Here is a 20,461-nt window from a genome sequence, read left to right as displayed (position 1 = left end):
ATGCATATGATGAAAGCGGATGTGATGGTGGACATCCATGCACGGAACAACCATATTGCGGAGCATGTTCACGAACATCTGGCGGAACATAAAATTTTCGCTGTGAATATCATGGGCGCGCCGGGAGCGGGGAAGACCACCACCCTGGAAAACCTGCTGAAACATCTGGACGTGCCCGGGTATGTCATCGAAGGCGATATTGAATCAAATATCGATACGGAACGCTTGCGGAAACAAAACATCGCGGCCACCCAGATCAACACCTTCGGCGCCTGCCATCTGGACGCGCCGCTGGTACACAATGCCATCCATGCGCTGCCGTTTGACAAGCCCGGTATCCTGTTTATTGAAAATGTGGGTAACCTGGTCTGCCCGGCGGAGTTTTCCATCGGCGAAGATATCAAGCTGCTGCAGGTCAGCGTGACAGACGGCAGCGACAAGCCTTACAAGTATCCGCTGGCCTTTGAAAAAGCGGATATTATTGTGCTGAACAAGATCGACCTGTTGCCCTATGTTGACTTTGATGAAGAATTTTTCATGAAAGGCATCCGGCATCTCAATAAAACGGCGCCGGTGTTCAAGGTCAGCGGCAAGACCGGGGAAGGATATGCGGAAGCGGCTGCATGGCTGAAACAGCGGGCAGGGTTTTGAATAAGAATTTGTTATACGGGAAATGAAACATTGCATTACTGTTGTAATAACTGTATACGGAAAAGTGCAGGGGGTCGGTTTCCGTCCCCTTGTTTGTCGTTTGGCAAAAGATAATAAACTGACGGGCTATGTTCGCAATGCGGGAACCCATGTGGAAATTATGGCGACTGGTGTTGCGGAACATATTGAAAAGCTGTGCGATAGCTTGCGCAATGCTGCGTTACCTGTTAAAATGGAACGTTTTGTGTGCAGGCGAGTTCAGCTTCAGGAGTTTGCCACTTTTACCTCCGTGCTTAGTACGGAATCGAAAGAAGTTAAACTTGTTTCTGCGGATATCGGTATCTGTGAAAACTGTTTGCGGGAATTAAAAGAAAACGGTAACCGCCGGGAGGGATACTCTTATATTTCCTGTGCCCAATGCGGACCCCGTTACACGATTATCCGTAAGCTGCCGTATGACCGTGTCAATACGACCATGGATCAGTTTGCGTTATGTGATGACTGTGCGGAAGAGTACGGCGACATGCAGAACCGCCGCGGACATGGGGAAACCATTTCCTGTTATCACTGTGGGCCGCAGCTGCAGTGCATTGTAAAAGAAGAATACAAAAACGGTTTAACATCTGACTGTATGGAAAGTGCTTTATCTGCAAATTCTTTTTCCGGTTCTCCGGACAGACAGGCGCAAGATAAAAACATAATTGCCGTCGCCCGCAAATTGTTGACACAGGGCCGGATCATCATGGTCAAGGCAGTGGGAGGATTTAATCTTCTTTGCCGTGCAGACAAGGCGGAAGTTGTAACGCGCCTGCGGGATTTGAAAAAGAGAATGTCCAAGCCGTTTGCCGTGATGGTTACGGATATAGCGCTGGCAGAAAAGTTTTGTTATGTCTCTGCAGAAGAAAAAGCACTGCTGCAGTCGGCAGCCCGTCCCATTGTATTGTGTCAGAAAAAACAAGATGCGGCAGTCTGGCTTGCGGAAAACGTGACGGATGTTTCCGACCAGGCAGGTGTGTTCCTGCCGTCCATGGGTTTTTACAGTGAACTTGGTACAGAGTTTCCTTTTATCGTTACCAGCTGCAACTATACGGGGCAGCCGATTATTTATAAAGACGAAGAAGCGCAGCGTTTTTTTGATGCGCACAAAAATATTGCCGCGCTGTTTACCTATGAACGGGAAATCCTGCGCCCGGCCGATGACGCGGTGATCCGGGTTGTGAATGGCGAAGTGCAGATTTTGCGCCGTACGAAAGGGTATATGCCGGAACCTGTGGCAAAGGCGGATCCGGAGGCAAACGTTGATGTTTCGCATAACAATAATCATATTTTAGCTCTTGGGGCCCAGATGGAGCCGGGCTTCTGTCTGACGGCAGAGGGAAGCTTTTTCCCGGCTGAAATCCCGGGGGATGTATCACTGGAAAAGACGGAGCGGTTCTTTGCCGATTCTGTGCAGGACTGGACAGAGCTTCTTTCCATTAAGCCACAGGCAGTTGCAGGAGATTTGCATCCCGGTTATGCAACAGCACAATGGGGAAAAATGTTTGCGGAGAAAAACGGATTGCCGTTTTATCAGGTGCAGCACCATCACGCCCACGCGTTAGCGGTGATGGCAGAGCATCACCTGAAAGGAAACGTGCTGGCGGCGTGTTTTGACGGGACCGGGCTGGGCGCGGACGGTACCGTCTGGGGCGGGGAGTTCCTGCTTTGCGAAGGCAGCCGTTTTACAAGGGCTGGGCATCTGAAAACAATCTCCATGTTAGGCGGAGATGTTTCCATGCAGCAGGCGTGGAAAACCGCGTTGTGTCATTTAGCTGCGGCCGGTTTGCATAGTCATGATCCGCGCTTTGCAATTGTAAAGAAAGCGCTGCAGCAAAACATGAACGCAATCCGGACTTCCAGCATGGGGCGTCTGTTTGACGCGGCGGCAAGTCTGCTGGGACTGGCGGATTTTAACTCCCACCAGGGGCGCTGCGCCATGGCGCTGGAATCGGCGGCGCGGGTTGCGTTACGGGAAAGAATAGAGCCGCTTCCGCTTGCGTTTGCGAAAGAATTGGCCAAGTCAGACGAAGATATTAAAAACAGCACTGATAGAAAGTTCAACGAAACTATCAATGCGGATGGAAAAGATAATTATAATTTAGTAAAAGTTCTCTACGATCCTGCGCCATTATGGGAAGCGTTGTTACAAGCAAAGAGAGAACGTAAAGATATTTGTGCAGCTGCTTTGGGGTTTCATTATGCTGTTGTCAACATGGTGACCGATATGGCGGAACGCATGAATGTAAAGCAGGTTGCTCTGGCAGGGGGCTGTTTTGCAAATAGGATTTTGTTAGAAACTTGCACAAAAGAACTGCAGGAAAGAGGTTTTCGGGTTTATTATAACGAAGCTGTGTCCCCCGGTGACGGAGGTATCAGCCTGGGACAGGCGTATTACGGACTGTTAAGGAGTTCACTATGTGTGTAGCATATCCGGGAAAAGTTTTGTCAATTGAAAACAATCATGCCCGCGTGGATTTTACCGGCTCGGTTGTGCCGGTGAACATTTCTATGGTAGATGTGGCGCCCGGCGACTATGTGCTGGTGCACGCCGGTATGGCGATCCAGAAGGTGGAAACGGAAGAAGCGAAAGAGTGGATCGCGCTGTTCCGGGATTTGGAAGAAACAACAGCGGATGCAGCGGATAAAATTAAGGATGCCGCGCAGGAAGAGTCCGAAACGGCTGCATCATCTGTATCAGAAACAGAGGATACCCATCATGCGTGAAAAAGAACTGGCTGCTTTTTTACAACAGTATAAGGGTCGTCCCCTGAAGCTGATGGAAGTGTGCGGCACCCATACGTCGGCGCTGTACCGTACCGGATTGCGGCAGCTGTTGCCGGAAACTATAACACTGGTGTCTGGTCCGGGTTGTCCTGTCTGTGTGACGCCCACGTCCTACATCGACAAGCTGGTGGAGTACGCGTTCACTCCAGGGTGTCAGGTGATGACCTTCGGGGACATGCTGGCGGTACCGGGCAGCAAAATGTCGTTGGCGGAAGCCCGGGATCAGGGCGGCGCTGCGGATTTTTTCTATTCACCGGAAGAGATGCTGGAAAAAGCCAAAGCGCAACCGGAAACAACGTTTTTTTTAGCTGCTGTTGGCTTTGAGACCACCGCGCCGGTGTGGGCTACGGTAATCAAAATGGCAGCAGACAATAATATAAAAAACTTAAAATTTCTGACGGCCTTAAAGACTATGCCCCAGGCCTTATCGTTTTTATGCAGCAAAGGAAGGATAGACGGCTTTTTGTGTCCGGGACATGTGGCGGTTATTACCGGCAGCGAGCCGTTTGAGAAATTGGCCGAAGCCTATGGGGAGACCATGGTCATCGGCGGTTTTTCGCAGCCCCAGCTGTTGCGGGCGATGGTCCGTCTGGTATTGGAAAGCGGCAAAGGACACGCCGGACTGTGGAATGAATATCCCTCCGTTGTGAAACGGGAAGGAAATGCGGCGGCGCAAAAGATGGTTGATGAAATCTTCGAAGCTGGCGATGCGGTCTGGCGGGGAATCGGCTTATTGCCGGGTTCTGGTTTGTACCTAAAAGAAAAATACAAAGAATTTGACGCAGGAAGCCGCGGTTTAAACGAAGACCGGATTCCACCGGGATGCCTGTGCAGCCGGATTGTATTGGGGGATGCGCTGCCAACGCAATGTCCTCACTTTGGCAAACGCTGCACACCGGAGCATCCGGTGGGGGCGTGCATGGTCAGCAGCGAAGGAACCTGCTGCATAACATACAGAGAAGGCGGAACAACATGAAAATCGCATTACGGCACGGAGCGGGCGGCGAAGAAACGTCACAACTGATTCACGACATTTTCGCTTCCCATTTTCAAAACGAAATTTTAAATAAAATGGAAGACGCGGCTGTGCTGCCAAAAATAGATGGCGCCCCCGTCTTTACTTCCGACAGCTTTGTGGTAGAGCCTCTGTTCTTTCCCGGCGGGGATATCGGAAAATTGTCTGTCTGCGGCACGGTCAACGACCTGGCCTGCATGGGAGCCAAACCGTTATATCTGACGGCCTCCTTTATTTTGGAAACAGGGCTGGAAACCGAAACGTTAGAAAAAGTTGTTGCGTCCATGGCAGCAACGGCTGAAGAGGCCGGCGTAAAAATCGTAGCCGGTGACACAAAAGTGGTGGAAGGGAACGGCGGGGTTTATATCAATACCGCCGGCATCGGCGTGCGCCCGGCTGCCTGCAACATCTCTGCCGCGAACCTGAAAGCGGGTGATGCCATCATCCTGACAGGCACCCTGGGCGACCATCATGCAACGATCCTGACGCAGCGCCTGCAGATGGAAACCTCCCTGCAGAGTGACTGCGCCCCGCTGAACCATATGGTGCAGGCCGTGTTGGATGCAGGTGTCGATGTCCATGCAATCCGCGATATTACCCGGGGCGGACTGGCAACAGTTGCCACGGAACTGGCGGAAGCGTCCGGCTGCCGCATCAATCTGGAAGAAGAGAAGCTGCCGGTCAACGAAGCGGTGAAAGGACTCAGCGGTATTCTGGGACTGGACCCGCTGACCATGGGGAATGAGGGGAAGATGCTGATGGCAGTTCCTCATAGTGAAGCAGAGAAAGTATTAGCGATTCTGCAAAGTACAAAATACGGCAAAGACGCCGTAGTTGCCGGCGAGGTTACGGAAGGGACCGGCGTGTACCTGCTGACCGCGCTGGGCAGTTACCGTAAAGTGCTGCCGCTGCGGGGGGAAGGCCTGCCGAGGATTTGCTGAAAAGGGGAACAGGCATAATAATTAACCTGGCTTCTGAAAACGAAGCCAGGTTTTTTATTATAGTATGGAGTCCCCTGACAGGGATAATACGAAAGTTTTACCCCCATTTTTCACGCTCGGCTCAGTGGCAGCTTTCCCTGACAAAGCAATAAAATGAACGAAAGATATGTCATCTGGAGACAGATAAATAAGACTGTCTATATATATTAACAGAAAGCAGGCTGGAAAACCGCGCCACGACTGGAGTTGCGAAAAAAATCCGGTCACTGAAGTGACCGGAAACGCAAAATATGCTCTTATAAAAACCGTTTGGCTTTCAGTTTTTCGAATGCGTAGCGCAGATCCGCTTTGTCCAGATTCTTCCGTGAAAGCCTGCGTTTCAATCCGGGAGCTGTCGGGCGGGTTTTCCAGGTTCCATGTAGCATGGACCGGTTTTTCCTTGTCCAAATCGCCCGCTTTTGGAAGTCCTGCAGCAGGGTCCGCATCCGCCGGTCCGGTACCCACACGTAAACAGGCCGGCGGGATTTCCTTACCCGTACGTTGGAACGCCAGACAAACTGTACCAGTTCAGACAGCGCGTAATTATCGTTGTTGAATTGCAGTTCCGGATTGTTTTCTGTTTTGGCCCGCTGTTCCAGGAATTTTGTACAGGTCACATCAAAGAAACGGTTGCACAGGTAGGCCACGCCTGTGCAGTCTTTGTAGGAGTTGGTGGCTTTGGTGTTGCAGGGCAGGAAACGGCGCAGGGAAGGGTAATGCCTTCCGTTGCTGCGCAGCAGGTCTTTATAGGTGTTGAAGACGGTGAACATAAAGGAATCACTGCGCACGCCCCGGGCTTTCATGAATTCATACGCGTTGCGGAATTTCTGCTTCAGTTCTTTCAGCCCGGCCCGGGAGGCGTCCCTGCTGGCGCGGCTGTACCAGGTTTTGGACATGCTGGCGTCCATGTTAAACTGTTTGCCGTCTAAAATGACCAGGTTTTCAATTCCTTCCGGGTAGGTTTCTATATATTTTCCGCCCGGGTTTCGCAGTATGTGACAGTCGTAGATATGGTAATATTCCATACCAATCCGGTTCATCGCGCAATATTTGTGCAGCATGCTGTCATATGTCATATATGAAAAGAACCAGCACTCCCGGAAGCAGGTGAAGAGTTCCCGCCTGGCAAAGGCGATGATGGAAGTGAACATGCCGTCCTTTTCGCCGAAGGGATACAGCGTGCAGTTGTAGCTCAGGTTTTTTACCGCGTTGAATACTTTGAATTCTTTATCGGACTTTACGTATTCGCATTCGGGATTGAAACGGATCGTGCCGCCATTGACGCTGACCATGCCGGTCTGCTGCATCAGTTTTACATCGGCCGGACCGAAACGTATGCTGCCCGCCGGTTCGTCCGGTTTGTAGCCTATGCCCACCACGTCCCGGAACAGCGGCGGCACTTCGTCAAAGAGCGCTACATATTTGTATTTGCTTTCCTTAAACGCGCGCAGCGTTTCATCGTTGAAAATACTCCAGAGGGCGTGGGTCGTGACAATATTTTCACCGTTGCGGATCAGTTCCAGGATGCTTTTATTGTAGGGCGGCGTTGCCGGACTTTTTAAATCCAGTTTCGGCCCGTAGCGTCCGTCCCGTTCCCGGATGGTGGGAACGAAGACAATGAAGCGCCGGGGCTCCGGGTCAAAACCTCTGTTATGAAAGCGGACCAGGTCTATCAGGGTGGCGCTTTTTCCTATCCCCATAGGTGAATCGATGATGCGGAAGGTGAGCGGTTGCTGCTTATGAAATGTTCTGCTGTCGGTCACAACGGGATCTCCTTTTCATTTTTCCGTACAAAAATGTATTATACGCTTGTGTTACGGTAAATACAAGTATGCCGGATAAAATATCCAACCACGTTTTCCGGAATTAAATGCCGGATTGTGTTTTCTGGCCTGATGCGTTTAATGCGCGTCAGGTTTTTTCGTTGTGTTCGCTTTTCTTTTTGGAATAACTGTGTTACAATATAAAGCGAACAATAGTTTTATATAATTTAAAAAATGCTTCCCTGAAAGTGTGTTGCCATGCGATCCATCCTGCATGTAGATATGAACAATTTCTATGCGTCCGTAGAGTGCCTGTACCATCCGGAAATACGGAATTTTCCTGTGGCGGTGGCGGGGGATCCCCTGAACCGGCACGGCATCATACTGGCCAAAAACATGATCGCGAAGAAATTGGGCGTCACGACGGGGGAAGCCATCTGGGAAGCGAAGCTGAAAGCGCCGGGGCTGGTGCTGGTGCCGCCGGACTACAAAAAGTACATCCGTTTTTCCCGCATGGCCCGGGAGATTTATTACGAGTACTCCGATCAGGTGGAGGCCTTCGGGCTGGACGAGAACTGGATCGACCTGACCGGTTCCCTGTCCTGCATGCACAGCGATCCGGTGGCTATTGCGGATACCATCCGCCGGCGGGTAAAAGAGGAGCTGGGTGTGACGGTGAGCGTGGGCGTGTCCTTCAACAAGATTTTTGCCAAACTGGGCAGCGATTTGAAAAAGCCGGACGCCACCACGGTGATTCCTTTCGAACATTTTAAGGAAATCGTGTGGCCGCTGCCGGTGGGTGACCTGCTGTATGTCGGGAGGTCCACGGCGCGGCAGCTGGAACTGATTGCGATCAACACCATCGGCGACCTGGCGCGGACGGACGTTGCCATTTTGCGGCGCAGGTTAGGGAAGTGGGGGGAAATCCTGTGGTTTTTCGCCAACGGGATGGATACGTCCCCGGTACGGAAAATCAGTGAAAGCGAGCAGATCAAAAGCATCGGCAACGGCACTACCTGTCCCCGGGACCTGCAGACGGAACAGGATGTCAGGCTGGTATTCACGGTGCTGGCGGAATCGGTGGCGGCACGGTTGCGGGACTGCTGCGTGAAATGCCGGGGCGTACAGATTTTTTTACGGGATAATTCGCTGTTCACCCTCTCGCGGCAGAAACAAATGGAAATTCCCTGCTGCACCTCCGCGCCGATTCTGGAAACGGCCATGGAGCTGTTCCGGCAGCATTACCGGTGGCCTAAACCGTTACGGAGCGTAAGCCTTTCCGCCATTTACCTTGTGACCGCCAGCCGGCACGTGCAGCTTTCGTTATTCGACGATACGGCGGAACGGCTGCTGGTACAGGAGCAGCTCGAGAAGACTATTGACAAACTGCGGGACCGTTTCGGGCATGATGCGATTACCCGGGCCTCGGCCTTGCTGGACCCGAAGCTGACCGGTTTCAACCCGAAAGAGGACCACACCATACATCCATACAGTTATTTCAGGTGAATACAATGAAGATTCCTTTGAAAGTGAATGCAGATTTTGATTTGAGCGGAAAAATTATGCCGCGGTCCATTGAATGGGAAGACGGGCGCGTGTTTGCCGTGGACCGGGTGATTGATGTGCGCCGCGCCGCTTCACTGAAAGCCGGGGGCACGGGGCTGCGTTACATCTGCCGCATCTGCGGCAGGACGGTAGCGCTGTTCAACGATGAAAATAAATGGTTTATGGAAAAGTGAAAGATTATCAATATCTGTAACAAACGTTCCAAAAACAGCAAAAACAGAATCAATTATTGTAAATAAGGAAAAAATCAGTCTTTTTGTTTGACAAGAAAAACAAGCTAACATATAATATTTCCAATAACAATGATAGAGGCGCGGCAAGTAAGAGTACCTTACGGAGAGGCATCGTGGAAGTAAGGGAAAGGGATTGCTGCCGAAGGGCCGGTTCCGGCGGGAACAGGTTGCTGGGCCTGGGGTGAATAATTTCAGGACTGTCGTTGCGGTGCGGCGTATGCCGGTGCAGCGGAGAGCTATCTCAACTAAAGTGTTTTATTATGCAAAATAATTCATGCTGGCCGTTGGGATAATTCTCAACGGCTTTTCTTATTTGCACAACATATAGAAATATTTTGTGGGAAAATATCAATTTGTTGGGCTGAAAGGCTGACAACGTTGCAAAAACAGTATATAATATAATAATAAGACGACGATGCAAAACCTTTTTAAATTTATGGAGAAACGGGAGGGTTTATTATGATCAAAGTATTAGTGAACGGAGCCTTCGGGCGCATGGGCAGCGAGGTGGTCCGCATGGTTACTGCCAACCCCGAACTGGAACTGGCCGGCGGTGTTGACATCAATGCGGCAGGGAAAACGTTGCCGGACGGTAAACCGGTATTTACCAATATCGGCGAGGCGCTGGAAGCGGTCAAACCGGACGTAGTGGTTGACTTTACCCGTCCCGACGTGGTCATGGATTCCCTGCGTATCATCCTGAAAAAAGGCATCCGCGCGGTAGTCGGTACTACCGGTTTCACCCCGGAGCGTCTGGCGGAAGTCAAAGAGCTGGCGGAAGCAAACAATACCGCGGCCCTGATCGTTCCCAATTTCGCATTGGGTGCAGTGGTCATGATCAAACTGGCCACGGAAGCGGCCAAATATTTTAAAGATGTGGAAATCATCGAGAAGCACCACGACCAGAAGCTGGACGCTCCCAGCGGCACGGCAATTTTAACCGCCCAGAAGATTGGGGAGGTGCGTGAAGCCCATAAGCAGGGTCATCCCAATGAAAGAGAGACCCTGGCCGGTTCCCGGGGCGGCGATATCGACGGCATCCGCATCCACAGCATGCGCCTGCAGGGTTACGTGGCGTCCCAGGAAGTTGTGTTCGGCAGCCAGGGCGAGACCCTGAAGATCATCAACGATACCATCAACCGCGAATGCTACATGCCGGGCGTGGCCATGGCCTGCAAGAAGATCGGTTCCCGTCAGGGGCTGGTATACGGCCTGGATCAGATTCTGGATTAAAATTATTAAATTTAATAAAAAAAGGAGCAGTTTTTATGAAAAAGTACAACGTAGCCATTTTAGGCGCTACCGGCGCGGTAGGAACGGAGTTTTTAAAACTGATTGAGGAACGGGATTTCCCCTTTGCGGAATTACGGTTACTGGCCTCGGCCCGCAGCGCGGGAACCCAGCTTACGGTAAAAGGAAAAACATACACGGTGCAGGAAGCGAAAGAAGATTCCTTTAACGGCATCGACATCGCCCTGTTTGCCGGCGGCAGCATTTCCAAAGAGTTTGCCCCCATCGCTGTAAAGGCAGGCGCGGTTGTCATTGACAACTCCAGTACTTTCCGTATGGATCCGGAAGTGCCCCTGATCATTCCGGAAATCAATCCCCAGGCGATCCTGAAACATAAAGGCATCATCGCCAACCCCAACTGTTCCACTATCATCATGTGCATGGCGCTGAAACCGCTGTACGATCTGGCACGTATCAAACGTATCGTCGTTTCCACCTATCAGGCAGTCAGCGGCGCCGGCAAGGAAGGCATCGACGAGCTGACCGATGAGACCAAAGCGTACGCGGAAGGCCGGGAGATGATTCCCCACATTCTGCCGTCCGCCAGCCTGAAAAAACATTATCCCATCGCGTTCAACCTGATTCCGCAGATTGACGTGTTCCTGGACAATCTGTATTCCAAGGAAGAAATGAAGATGGTCAATGAGACCCAGAAGATTTTCGACGACTATGATATGCGGATCACGGCAACGACCGTACGCGTGCCTGTTTACCGCAGCCATTCCGAATCCGTCAATGTAGAGTTTGAACATGACCTTGACCTGGCGGATATGCGCAAGGCGCTGGAAAACTTCCCGGGCGTACAGGTGCAGGACGATCTGGAAGAGCAGATCTACCCGATGCCGCTGTACACATCCGACAAGGATGATTGCTATGTAGGCCGTCTGCGCCGCGACTTCTCCAACCCCAACACCTTCAACTTCTGGGTAGTGGGCGACCAGATCCGCAAGGGCGCTGCCCTGAACACCCTGCAGATCGCGGAATGCATGATCAAAAACGGCTGGGTATAAAGGATAATCCGGAAAACAGCACAGGCTTTTCCCGTTACATTCCGGCAAAACAAAACCCGTATAGATTAATTTATGAGCGCGATGTTGTTCAATCTGATGAGTTTATGAGAAAAGGAGAGGAACATTATGAAGAATCCGTATTTTGGCAGAATATTGACCGCTATGATAACCCCCTTTGCTGCGGATGGCAGCTTAAATCTGGAAGCTACGAAACAATTGGTGGAGTGGTGGATCGCCCACGGCACTGACGCCCTGGTGGTAACCGGCTCTACCGGTGAAGCGGCTACCATGACCATGGAAGAAAAGAAAGCAATCTGGGCAACTGTTGTAAAACAGGTTAACGGACGTATCCCCGTTATTGCGGGTACCGGTTCCAATAACACCGCCAACAGCGTAGAGACCACAAAGATTGCCGACGAAATCGGCGTAGACGGCTTCCTGATCGTTGGCCCGTACTACAACAAACCGACCCAGGAAGGTTATTACCAGCATTTCAAGGCTATTTCCGAATGCACCGCAAAACCGATTATTTTATACAATGTTCCCGGACGTACCGCGGCGAACATCCCGCCGGCGACGGTAGCCCGTATCGCCAAAGATTTCAAAAATGTTGTGGCGATCAAGGAAGCGGCCGGCAATGTGGCCCAGGTTGCGGAACTGTTCCGTCTGCTGCCTGCCGATTTCACTATTTACAGCGGCGACGACGGACTGTTGCTGCCTTTCGCATCGGTAGGCGCTACCGGCGTTGTTTCCGTTTTGTCCAATATCGGCGGCGAGATTCTGCAGGATCTGATGACAGCTTATGAGAGCGGCGATGTTAAAAAAGCAGCGGAAATCAATAAGAGAATGGTTCCGCTGGCCAATTCCCTGTTCATCGAAACCAATCCGATCCCGGTCAAAGCGGCCGTTACCCTGGTTACCGGCATTGACGCAGGCGCGCCGCGTCTGCCTCTGACCCCCATGACGGAAGGCGCACTGGCCAAGATGAAAGCGATCCTGGCAGAGAACGGGCTGATCTGACACGCGCTTCGAAATGCTGCGGGATAAGACTCCGGCTTAATGCTTTTGGACGATTATCGCAGTATTCTGTTTAAAAAATTACTGTTTTATCAGTAATTGGTTTCATGTACGCGTCAAATTTTGAAAAAAGTTTGCATTTCAAACCGTTTTAGTTTATAATCTTATCACAAACTGATACAGACATCTGCCTGACCTGTTTTGGGAGAACTCGGGAAAGGCAGGTGCCGGGATCAGATTAAATTAAGCGTATTCTTTAACCGCAAGGTTATTGAATACGTTTTTTTTATGGGTTATAATTAGGTAAGCAAGATAACGGGCGTAAGTAAACAGAGAGTTTAAACGAAACAGAATGCTGCACATTAAACAAGGTGTGTTTTCCGGAGAAGGCAATGGGTAAAGATTTTTTGAACCGATTCAGCATAATTAAATCAGTATTAAACATGATTAAGGCGTCGGCGTTGGCATGCATGACCGTATTCCTTTTCTCTTCGCAGGCTCTGGCGGGCATCGTGGAGTCCGGGGAACTGACAGAGGCGTCTTACTGGATTTTAAATAACAATGCAGGGGACCAGGTGATCCTGGACGAAGAACAGATTGAAGCGTTCAATCAGAAAATCCGTACGGCGGACCTGGATGTGACCGATATGAAACGGCTGCCGTCTTCCATTCCCGTGAAAGAGTTCCTGCCCTGGATTACAAACACATGGGCCATGCGGGGAACTGTGTACCGGAACGGCAGGGAAGTAACCGAAGCGGAAAAGGAAGCGATACAAAACAACCTGAATCTGGCGGCGCTGCCTTCGGAAAACGAAGCGGCAGATGTGCGTTACGGGGTTACGGTACGGCACGCGCTGATCCGCAACCTGCCCCTGGCGGACGGTCTGTTTGAGTCGCCGGAAGATGTATATTACGATAATGTGCAGGATTCCGTTCTGGAAGCGGGGGAGCCGGTGGCAATCCTGCATGAATCCCTGGACAAAAAGTATTACTATGTGAGGCTGTACAATTTGTTTGGGTGGATCGCCCGAGAGGATGTGGCGCCCTGTACCCGGGAGCAGTGGATGAAATACGCTGACCCGCAGGACTTTCTTATGGTTACCGGAAGGGATTTTTATACCCGGGTCAACGGGGAGGACGTGTTCCATCTGATGGGCGCGAAACTGCAGCTTCTGCAGGAAAAGAAAAACCGCTGGCAGGTACTGCTGCCGTATAAGGATCACAAGGCGGGTCTGCTGAAAGAGAAGCAGACATGGATCAACAAAGATGAAAATCTGCACCGCGGCTATCTTCCGTACACGTCCGACCAGGTGATCCGGCAGGCGTTTAAGTTTTACGGTTCCATATACGGCTGGGGCGGGGCAATGCGCAGCGTGGACTGTTCCTCCCTGGTGGGTTCGGTCTACCGCACCATGGGGCTGGATCTGCCCCGCAATACGTCACAGCTTGTCAAAATGCCGGGCAGCGTGACAGACCTTACCGGCCGGAGCCGGGACGAAAGACTGAAGGCGCTGGAAACAGTGAGGCCGGGTTCACCGCTTTCCATGAAAGGGCATATTATGATTTACCTGGGCATGGAAAAGGGGACGCCTTATGTGATACATTCTTCCAGCAGTTACTTTAAAGACGGACGGAAGATCTATGTGCGCCGGGTGTTGGTCAGCGATCTGGCCATGGACCGGAGCAACGGGAAAAGCTTTTTGGAAAATCTGGTGAATGCAGTAACGTATCAGTGATTGTTTCAGCCGGTGCTGTACGGATGTGGTAAGGCAGACGCGCCGCCGGTGTTGTGAAAAGGATATGGGGAAGGGTTTATGGCACAGTTAATTACCGTAAAGAGCGCGAAAGAAAATATTGAATGTTACGAAAAGGCGGAATCGGTGGTTCTGTTCCTGTGCAGGGAATGCGCGGACCACATTCACATGCTTTCCCTGCCGGAAGAATTTTATGATGCCGTTGCCTGGCAGATTAAAACGCAGGGCTATGGTTTCACCGATACAGGAAATATCACATCAGTGTTGCTGAAAACCAAAGCGGGTTTTACCCGCATCCTCTTCGCGGGAATCGGCGCCGGCAAAGCCTGCACCCCGAACCATCTGCGCGTTGCGGCGGGCAACGCGGCCCGGGAACTGAAAAAGAATAAAATCAGGGAAGCGGTTGCAGCGGCCCCGCTGCTGACAAATCCCAAACGGGGGCATTACCTGAAGGCGCTGGCGGAAGGGTTGCTGCTGGGAAGTTATGCGTTTGATAAGTACAAGAACAAAAAGGTAAACGGCGGCGCAGCCGCTTTGGAAATAAATAATACTGAAAATGCCGGAGTTTCCGGTATAACGCCTGACAGCGGAGAAAACACGTCCGTGACGGTTTTCAGTGCAATCGAAAACGCCGGCGCGATCATCAGCGAAGCGGAAGTTGTATGTAACGCGATCTGCCGCGCCCGGGACCTTGCCAACGAACCGGGCAATGTAATCTACCCGGAGACACTGGCCGAGGAAGCACTGCAGGTTGCGGAAGAATACAATCTGGGAGCGGAAGTGCTGGGCGTTAAGGAAATGCAGGCGCTGGGTATGGGCGCGATCCTTGCGGTGGGGGCCGGCAGTGTCCGGGAGCCCCGGATGATTACGCTGAAATATGCCAACGGTGGTGACAAACCGTTCGTCGCTTTTGTGGGCAAGGGCATCACCTTTGACAGCGGAGGGATCTCCATCAAGCCTTCGGACGGTATGGGGGAAATGAAGGACGACATGACCGGCGCGGCCGCCGTGCTGGGCGCCATGCAGGCCATTGCGGCCCTGAAGCTGCCGGTGAATATCCTCGGCGTCATGGCCTGCGCGGAAAATATGCCTTCCGGTTCGGCCCAGCGGCCCGGCGATATCATACGGGCGGCCAGCGGCAAAACCATTGAGGTGGACAATACCGATGCGGAAGGGCGGCTGGTTCTGGCCGACGCCGTGTGGTATGCCTGCCGCAAAGGCGCGGCGCAGGTCGTTGACATCGCGACACTGACCGGCGCGGTGATCATTGCGCTGGGTGAACATACGTCGGGTATCGTGAGCAATACCGACGGTCTGGCAGAGGAAATCAAAAAGGCCGGGCACCGCGTGGGCGAGGGCTGGTGGCAGCTGCCTGTCGTGGAAGAAGCGGAAGAAATGCTCAGGAGCAGCTGCGCGGACATCAAAAACAGCGCAGGGCGTCCGGCGGGTACGATTACGGGCGGCGTGTTCATCGGGCAGTTTGTGGATCCGGGAATTCCCTGGGCGCATCTGGACATCGGCGGAACGTCTACCGCAAAAAAAGCGGAAGGACATCTGCCGGAAGGCTGCACCGCGTTCGGTACGGCCACGCTGATAGAATACGCGCGTACGCTTTAAACTGCTGAAGGTAATGATTATGAGGGGATTCGCAGATTTACATATCCACAGTTCCAATTCTGACGGCGTGTATCCGCCACGGGAACTGGCGGCAATGGCAAAGGCGTCCGGCATTACGGTGCTGGCCCTGACGGACCATGATACGCTGAAAGGCCTGCCGGAAATGAAAGAAGCTGCCGCTTCTGCCGGCATAGATTTTATTCCCGGTGTGGAATTCAGCGCCCGGTGGGAAAACCGCCAGGTACATATTCTGGGTTATGGCATCGACGAACATAATGCCTTGCTGCTGGAACGACTGGCGGACGTACGTGACGCCCGCAGGAGCCGTTTGGAGAAAATCATAAAGCGGCTGCATGAGATGGGGATGGATGTGGATGTTCCGGTTCCGGAAGAAGGGCAGCGCGCCGTGGGGCGTCCCCATATTGCCCGCGCGCTGGTGGCGCAGCGGTATGTGCGGACGGTGCAGGAAGCGTTTGATTTATACATAGGGGAGGGCAGGCCTGCCTACCAGCCCCAGACCAAGATGACGCCCCCGGAAGCGGTGGAGCTGATTCATCAGGCCGGTGGGCTTGCGGTGCAGGCGCACCCAGAAGAAATCGGGGACCGTGAAATGGCATTGCGGCTCCTTGAGGAACTGCCTTACGACGGACTGGAAGTGTATCATCCGTCGGCGAAAGAGAAAGACATTGAAGCGTTCTGGCTGCAGATTGCACAGGAGCGCGGTCTTTTGATTGCGGGCGGGAGCGATTACCACGGAAACGCGGGCCGCTTTCCGGAAAAACTGACGGAATGGCGGATCCCCAGAGAAAAAGTACGGGATTTAATAAACAGATTTGGTTTTTAATATCAGGCAGCGGAGATTTACGATGGAAGTTGTTGCGTTTGTCGGTCCCAGCGGTTCGGGAAAAAGTCATCGCGCCATCGGGGTGGCGCACCAGTATCATTGCGATGCGATTATTGACGACGGTCTGCTGATACAGGGATCAAAGATTTTAGGCGGTACTTCGGCAAAAAGTGAACAGAACCGGGTGCAGGCGGTAAAACGCGCCATCTTTTATGAAGACAGCCATGCTTCAGCAGTTCGCGAAGCGCTGGCGCGTTCCAGTATACGCCGTATCCTGATTATTGCCACGTCGGACCGTATGATCAGTAAGATCACGGCGCGTCTGGTCCTGCCCGACCCGTTAAAGACAATTTATATTACGGACATTGCTTCCAAACAGGAAATCAAAAAGGCGCATGAGTCCAGGCTGCGTTACGGCAAGCACATCGTGCCCGTACCGACGGTGGAATTAAAGCAGCACTTCAGCGGTTTTTTTGCCAACCTTCCTTATAATATTTTTTCCAAAAATAAAAACGAGCGCCGGGAAAGCCGTTCTATCGTGCGGCCGGCTTTCAGCTATTACGGGACGATCCTGATATCCGACTACGTGATTGAGGATATCATCAACCTGATCGTGCAGCGCATGGTAGGTGTGGCGAAGATCCATTATATCCACGTACGCCGCCGCACCGATAATAAAGGTCTGGCTGTCCATGTTGAAGTTAACCTGTATTACGGCGTAAAGGTTTTCGAAGTGGCACGTCTGTTACAGCGTAAAATTAAAACAAGGGTAGAATCCATGACAGGGATGCAGGTCCAGCGAGTCAACATTTCCGTCCGCAGCCTGGAATTACAGTCTAAAGCAGCCCGGATGCAGGCGCAATGAGTAAAAGGTGTCTGTCTGGAAGCATGGCGTTATCTTACGCGTGAGAACGGTATTCCGTTTTGGAATGACAGTAAGAAGCATCTGCCGGGAACCTTAAAAACAATTGACATTTTATGTAAAAAATACGATAATAATAATGTAACAATGCTGTCGTACGTAACCGTTTTCACGTACGGCAATTTTTTTAAAAAGTTATATTCTTCCGGCTGTTTCCGGAATTATAAAAAATTCCGGGAATGGCAGAGAGGCAGCGAAGCGTAACACAAATGAACACCAAATCTAAAGGAGGGACATCATTTTGAAAATTCATGAGTATCAGGCAAAACAGATCATGAAGATGTACGGCATCAGCGTGCCCAACGGCAGCCCGGCTTTCAGTCCGGAAGAAGCGGCCCGTATCGCCAAAGATTTTGACACGCCGATTGCTGTCGTTAAAGCGCAGATCCACGCAGGCGGCCGCGGAAAGGCGGGCGGCGTAAAGCTGGCTCACAACATTGATGAAGTAAAATATTATGCTTCCCAGATTTTGGGCAAAGTGCTGGTAACCCACCAGACCGGTCCGGAAGGGAAGATGGTCAACCGTCTTTTAGTAGAAGAGGGCAGCAACATTGAAAAAGAGTATTACCTTGGTTTCGTCATTGACCGCGAGACTGCGCAGGTTGTTATGATGGGCAGTTCCGAAGGCGGCATGGAAATTGAAAAAGTGGCGGCCGAGATGCCTGACCGTATTTTCAAGGAATACATCGATCCCACCATCGGGCTGATGCCGTTCCAGACCAAACGCATGGCCTATAACCTGAAGTTCAAAGACAAGGTCATCGCCAAAGCGCAGAAATGCATGATGGATCTCTACAACCTGTTTGTGGAAAAAGACTGCACCCTGGCGGAATGCAATCCGCTGGTGGTGACGGTGGACAATAAAGTAATGGCCCTGGACGCCAAGCTGCAGTTTGACGACGCGGCGATTTTCCGTCATCCGGAAATTGAGGCGCTGCGCGACGAAGCGGAAGAGGACCCGAAGGAAAGAGCGGCGGCCAAGGCATCCCTGTCCTATGTAAACCTGGGCGGCGACGTAGCCTGCATGGTAAACGGCGCGGGACTGGCCATGGCCACGGTGGACATCATCAAATTCTACGGCGGCGAGCCGGCCAACTTCCTGGACGTAGGCGGCGACAGTACGGTGGAAAAGATTGCGGAAGCCTTCCGCATCATGCAGTCCGATGACCAGGTCTGCAGCGTGTTTGTAAACATCTTCGGCGGCATCAACAAATGCGACGTGATCGCCGGCGGTATCGTGGAAGCGGCCAAGGTAGTAGGCCTCAAAGTTCCGGTCATCGCCCGTCTGGACGGCACCAATCATGAAGAGGGCCGCCGCATTTTGAAAGAAGCCAACCTTCCCATGGTCCACGCGGTTCAGAAGATGGAAGAGGGCGCGGAGCTGGCTGTAAAGCTGGCGGCGGAACTGAAAGCAAAGAGAGCGGAAGGAAAGGAGGCGTAAAAGATGGCAGTATTTGTAGGAAAAGATACAAAACTCATCGTGCAGGGCATCACGGGCCGTCAGGCCACGTTCCATACAAAAATCGCGCTGGAGTACGGCACGAATGTGGTAGCCGGCGTAGCGCCGGGTAAAGCCGGGGAAAAAGTGCTGGGCAAGATTCCCGTATTCAATACGGTAAGCGAAGCGAAAGAAGCTACCGGCGGCAACGCCTCTGTGATTTATGTTCCGGCCCGCTTTGCGGCGGACGCCATTTGCGAAGCGATTGACGCAGGCCTGGATTTTGTCTGCTGCATCACCGAGCATATCCCGGTACAGGACATGGTAAAAGTACGCGCTTACATGAAAGGGAAGAAGACCCGTGTGCTGGGTCCCAACTGCCCCGGTATTCTAACGGTAGATGAATGCCGTCTGGGCTTGCTGCCGACATACATTCATAAGAAAGGCCACGTGGGCGTTATCAGCCGTTCCGGCACCCTGACCTATGAAGCAACTTATCAGCTGACTATGGCGGGCATCGGCCAGACTACCGCGGTAGGTCTGGGCGGCGACCCGGTTAAGGGCATGGACTACATCGAAGCCCTGGAAGCCTTTAACGCGGACGACGATACGCTGGCTGTCATTATGATCGGCGAGATCGGCGGCACGGCGGAAGAAGAGGCGGCGGAGTGGATCAAAGCCAACATGAAGAAACCGGTTATCGGGTTCATCAGCGGCCGTCAGGCGCCTCCCGGCAAACGCATGGGCCATGCGGGCGCCATTATCAGCGGCGGCAAGGGAACTGCTGACGACAAGATCAAAGCGCTGAACGCGGCAGGCATCGAAGTGGCGGACACAGTTGCCCATATCGGCGAAACTGCGGTGCGGGTACTGAAGAAAGCTGGCCTGTACGACAAGTGCCATACCTGCTAAAATAAAAAAAGAAGGCAGAACTTTCTTCATGAGAGTTCTGCCTTTTTTTCAGGTAATACGCGATAAAATTTCCCGCTGTTACTTAGTGAAATTGTTTTTCCGTGTTATCCGTTTTTGTTATTCTTCTTCCTGCGCAAAGTAGAATGCGGGGGAGGGATAGTAAAATTCACAGTGGTTGAAAGAGGTGGTTTCCGTCGTAAATTTTGACAGTACGGCCCGGGATACTCCTTCTTCAAAGTCGATGACATTGTTTTTGTTGATGTTGGCGTCTTCTACGATTACCAGGAGGTAAGGATCTGCTTCCGGAGCGTTCTCCGGGAGCTGGCTGCGGTCCAGAGGGAGACCGGGCACGATCAGCAACTGACCGGCGTCTTCGCCATTGGCGTCCTGCAGGCGGGCGCGGAAAAAGTTATTGTAGAGGGTGCGGGCTAACCGCAATTTGTAAACAGGTGCACTATTCATTACGTCACACTTCCTTTAATAAATTTTGTCGTCACATATTTTAACACAAACTTTTTTAATGGGAAAGAGTGAATTCAAAGATTTTGTATACAATATTCTTTAAAAAAATAATTTTGTATAAGCAGGAATTTTAAAAGAAACAGAGAACATATAATTGAATGCGA

The 20,461-nt window shown here is 51.9% G+C and carries 18 protein-coding genes and 1 riboswitch; of the genes, 16 read left to right on the top strand and 2 right to left on the bottom strand.

Features of this window, described 5'->3' with window-relative positions; translation table 11 throughout:
- From hypB to hypE, 5 genes are read left to right on the top strand one after another with little or no spacing between them, the layout of a single operon-like run.
- Positions 1-651 (top strand): hydrogenase nickel incorporation protein HypB, encoded by a 651-nt coding sequence (gene hypB / locus BM159_RS03170; RefSeq protein WP_177205885.1) that lies wholly within the window; start codon positions 1-3, stop codon positions 649-651.
- 22 nt (positions 652-673) lie between these two features.
- Positions 674-3,115, top strand: coding sequence for a carbamoyltransferase HypF (hypF, locus tag BM159_RS03165; RefSeq protein ID WP_093912816.1), 2,442 nt, complete (start codon positions 674-676; stop codon positions 3,113-3,115).
- On the top strand, positions 3,106-3,414 hold the full coding sequence (locus tag BM159_RS03160) for a HypC/HybG/HupF family hydrogenase formation chaperone (protein WP_093912815.1): 309 nt from the start codon (positions 3,106-3,108) through the stop codon (positions 3,412-3,414). Before hypF ends, BM159_RS03160 begins: the two co-directional genes overlap by 10 nt.
- Positions 3,407-4,450 carry a hydrogenase formation protein HypD gene (gene hypD / locus BM159_RS03155; protein WP_093912814.1) on the top strand — a complete coding sequence of 348 codons (1,044 nt, stop codon included), beginning with the start codon at positions 3,407-3,409 and terminating at the stop codon, positions 4,448-4,450. Before BM159_RS03160 ends, hypD begins: the two co-directional genes overlap by 8 nt.
- On the top strand, positions 4,447-5,430 hold the full coding sequence (gene hypE, locus BM159_RS03150) for a hydrogenase expression/formation protein HypE (protein WP_093912813.1): 984 nt from the start codon (positions 4,447-4,449) through the stop codon (positions 5,428-5,430). Before hypD ends, hypE begins: the two co-directional genes overlap by 4 nt.
- A 296-nt stretch (positions 5,431-5,726) precedes the next feature.
- Here hypE and BM159_RS03145 read toward each other — a convergent pair whose 3' ends face one another.
- Entirely contained in the window at positions 5,727-7,232 is a 1,506-nt protein-coding gene (locus tag BM159_RS03145) for a hypothetical protein (RefSeq protein WP_093912812.1), read from the bottom strand.
- A 282-nt stretch (positions 7,233-7,514) separates the two neighbouring features.
- On the opposite strand from BM159_RS03145, the gene BM159_RS03140 reads away from it, so the two are divergent.
- The 11 genes from BM159_RS03140 to sucD all read left to right on the top strand — a co-directional run bounded on the left by BM159_RS03140 (position 7,515) and on the right by sucD (position 19,835).
- Entirely contained in the window at positions 7,515-8,738 is a 1,224-nt protein-coding gene (locus BM159_RS03140) for a Y-family DNA polymerase (RefSeq protein ID WP_218149485.1), read from the top strand.
- Positions 8,739-8,743: 5 nt separating this feature from the next.
- A complete protein-coding gene (locus BM159_RS03135; protein WP_218149484.1) occupies positions 8,744-8,971 on the top strand; it encodes a hypothetical protein in 228 nt (75 codons plus the stop codon).
- Between the two features lie 125 nt (positions 8,972-9,096).
- Positions 9,097-9,278: riboswitch (Lysine riboswitch) on the top strand.
- 212 nt (positions 9,279-9,490) lie between these two features.
- Positions 9,491-10,264, top strand: coding sequence for a 4-hydroxy-tetrahydrodipicolinate reductase (dapB, locus tag BM159_RS03130; RefSeq protein WP_093912809.1), 774 nt, complete (start codon positions 9,491-9,493; stop codon positions 10,262-10,264).
- A gap of 35 nt (positions 10,265-10,299) precedes the next feature.
- Positions 10,300-11,331, top strand: a complete 1,032-nt coding sequence (locus BM159_RS03125; RefSeq protein WP_093912808.1) for an aspartate-semialdehyde dehydrogenase — start codon at positions 10,300-10,302, stop codon at positions 11,329-11,331.
- Positions 11,332-11,457: 126 nt separating this feature from the next.
- On the top strand, positions 11,458-12,351 hold the full coding sequence (gene dapA / locus BM159_RS03120) for a 4-hydroxy-tetrahydrodipicolinate synthase (protein ID WP_093912807.1): 894 nt from the start codon (positions 11,458-11,460) through the stop codon (positions 12,349-12,351).
- A 440-nt stretch (positions 12,352-12,791) separates the two neighbouring features.
- Positions 12,792-14,084 (top strand): SH3 domain-containing protein, encoded by a 1,293-nt coding sequence (locus BM159_RS03115; protein ID WP_177205883.1) that lies wholly within the window; start codon positions 12,792-12,794, stop codon positions 14,082-14,084.
- Positions 14,085-14,162: 78 nt separating this feature from the next.
- Positions 14,163-15,719, top strand: coding sequence for a leucyl aminopeptidase (locus BM159_RS03110; RefSeq protein ID WP_093912805.1), 1,557 nt, complete (start codon positions 14,163-14,165; stop codon positions 15,717-15,719).
- 19 nt (positions 15,720-15,738) lie between these two features.
- Positions 15,739-16,563: a PHP domain-containing protein gene (locus tag BM159_RS03105; protein ID WP_177205882.1), complete on the top strand. Its 825-nt coding sequence runs from the start codon at positions 15,739-15,741 to the stop codon at positions 16,561-16,563.
- 22 nt (positions 16,564-16,585) lie between these two features.
- Positions 16,586-17,428, top strand: a complete 843-nt coding sequence (locus tag BM159_RS03100) for an Asp23/Gls24 family envelope stress response protein (protein WP_093912803.1) — start codon at positions 16,586-16,588, stop codon at positions 17,426-17,428.
- 298 nt (positions 17,429-17,726) lie between these two features.
- Positions 17,727-18,926 (top strand): ADP-forming succinate--CoA ligase subunit beta, encoded by a 1,200-nt coding sequence (sucC, locus tag BM159_RS03095; RefSeq protein ID WP_093912802.1) that lies wholly within the window; start codon positions 17,727-17,729, stop codon positions 18,924-18,926.
- Between the two features lie 3 nt (positions 18,927-18,929).
- A complete protein-coding gene (sucD, locus tag BM159_RS03090; protein WP_093912801.1) occupies positions 18,930-19,835 on the top strand; it encodes a succinate--CoA ligase subunit alpha in 906 nt (301 codons plus the stop codon).
- A 117-nt stretch (positions 19,836-19,952) separates the two neighbouring features.
- Here sucD and BM159_RS03085 read toward each other — a convergent pair whose 3' ends face one another.
- Positions 19,953-20,297: a hypothetical protein gene (locus BM159_RS03085; RefSeq protein WP_093912800.1), complete on the bottom strand. Its 345-nt coding sequence runs from the start codon at positions 20,295-20,297 to the stop codon at positions 19,953-19,955.
- Between the last annotated feature and the right edge of the window lie 164 nt (positions 20,298-20,461).

This window comes from Succiniclasticum ruminis DSM 9236, assembly GCF_900112895.1.
GTDB classification, from domain to species: Bacteria; Bacillota; Negativicutes; order Acidaminococcales; family Acidaminococcaceae; genus Succiniclasticum; species Succiniclasticum ruminis.
This window is presented reverse-complemented; position numbering and strand designations above follow the sequence as displayed.

Bases quoted from the DNA above. Each gene is read 5' to 3' on its own strand.
- dapA (WP_093912807.1), top strand. From the start codon at position 11,458: ATGAAGAATCCGTATTTTGGCAGAATATTGACCGCTATGATAACCCCC.
- BM159_RS03110 (WP_093912805.1), top strand. From the start codon at position 14,163: ATGGCACAGTTAATTACCGTAAAGAGCGCGAAAGAAAATATTGAATGT.
- BM159_RS03100 (WP_093912803.1), top strand. From the start codon at position 16,586: ATGGAAGTTGTTGCGTTTGTCGGTCCCAGCGGTTCGGGAAAAAGTCAT.
- hypB (WP_177205885.1), top strand. From the start codon at position 1: ATGCATATGATGAAAGCGGATGTGATGGTGGACATCCATGCACGGAAC.
- hypF (WP_093912816.1), top strand. From the start codon at position 674: ATGAAACATTGCATTACTGTTGTAATAACTGTATACGGAAAAGTGCAG.
- hypD (WP_093912814.1), top strand. From the start codon at position 3,407: ATGCGTGAAAAAGAACTGGCTGCTTTTTTACAACAGTATAAGGGTCGT.
- BM159_RS03125 (WP_093912808.1), top strand. From the start codon at position 10,300: ATGAAAAAGTACAACGTAGCCATTTTAGGCGCTACCGGCGCGGTAGGA.
- hypE (WP_093912813.1), top strand. From the start codon at position 4,447: ATGAAAATCGCATTACGGCACGGAGCGGGCGGCGAAGAAACGTCACAA.
- BM159_RS03085 (WP_093912800.1), bottom strand. From the start codon at position 20,297: ATGAATAGTGCACCTGTTTACAAATTGCGGTTAGCCCGCACCCTCTAC.
- BM159_RS03135 (WP_218149484.1), top strand. From the start codon at position 8,744: ATGAAGATTCCTTTGAAAGTGAATGCAGATTTTGATTTGAGCGGAAAA.
- dapB (WP_093912809.1), top strand. From the start codon at position 9,491: ATGATCAAAGTATTAGTGAACGGAGCCTTCGGGCGCATGGGCAGCGAG.
- BM159_RS03160 (WP_093912815.1), top strand. From the start codon at position 3,106: ATGTGTGTAGCATATCCGGGAAAAGTTTTGTCAATTGAAAACAATCAT.
- sucD (WP_093912801.1), top strand. From the start codon at position 18,930: ATGGCAGTATTTGTAGGAAAAGATACAAAACTCATCGTGCAGGGCATC.
- BM159_RS03115 (WP_177205883.1), top strand. From the start codon at position 12,792: ATGATTAAGGCGTCGGCGTTGGCATGCATGACCGTATTCCTTTTCTCT.
- BM159_RS03105 (WP_177205882.1), top strand. From the start codon at position 15,739: ATGAGGGGATTCGCAGATTTACATATCCACAGTTCCAATTCTGACGGC.
- BM159_RS03140 (WP_218149485.1), top strand. From the start codon at position 7,515: ATGAACAATTTCTATGCGTCCGTAGAGTGCCTGTACCATCCGGAAATA.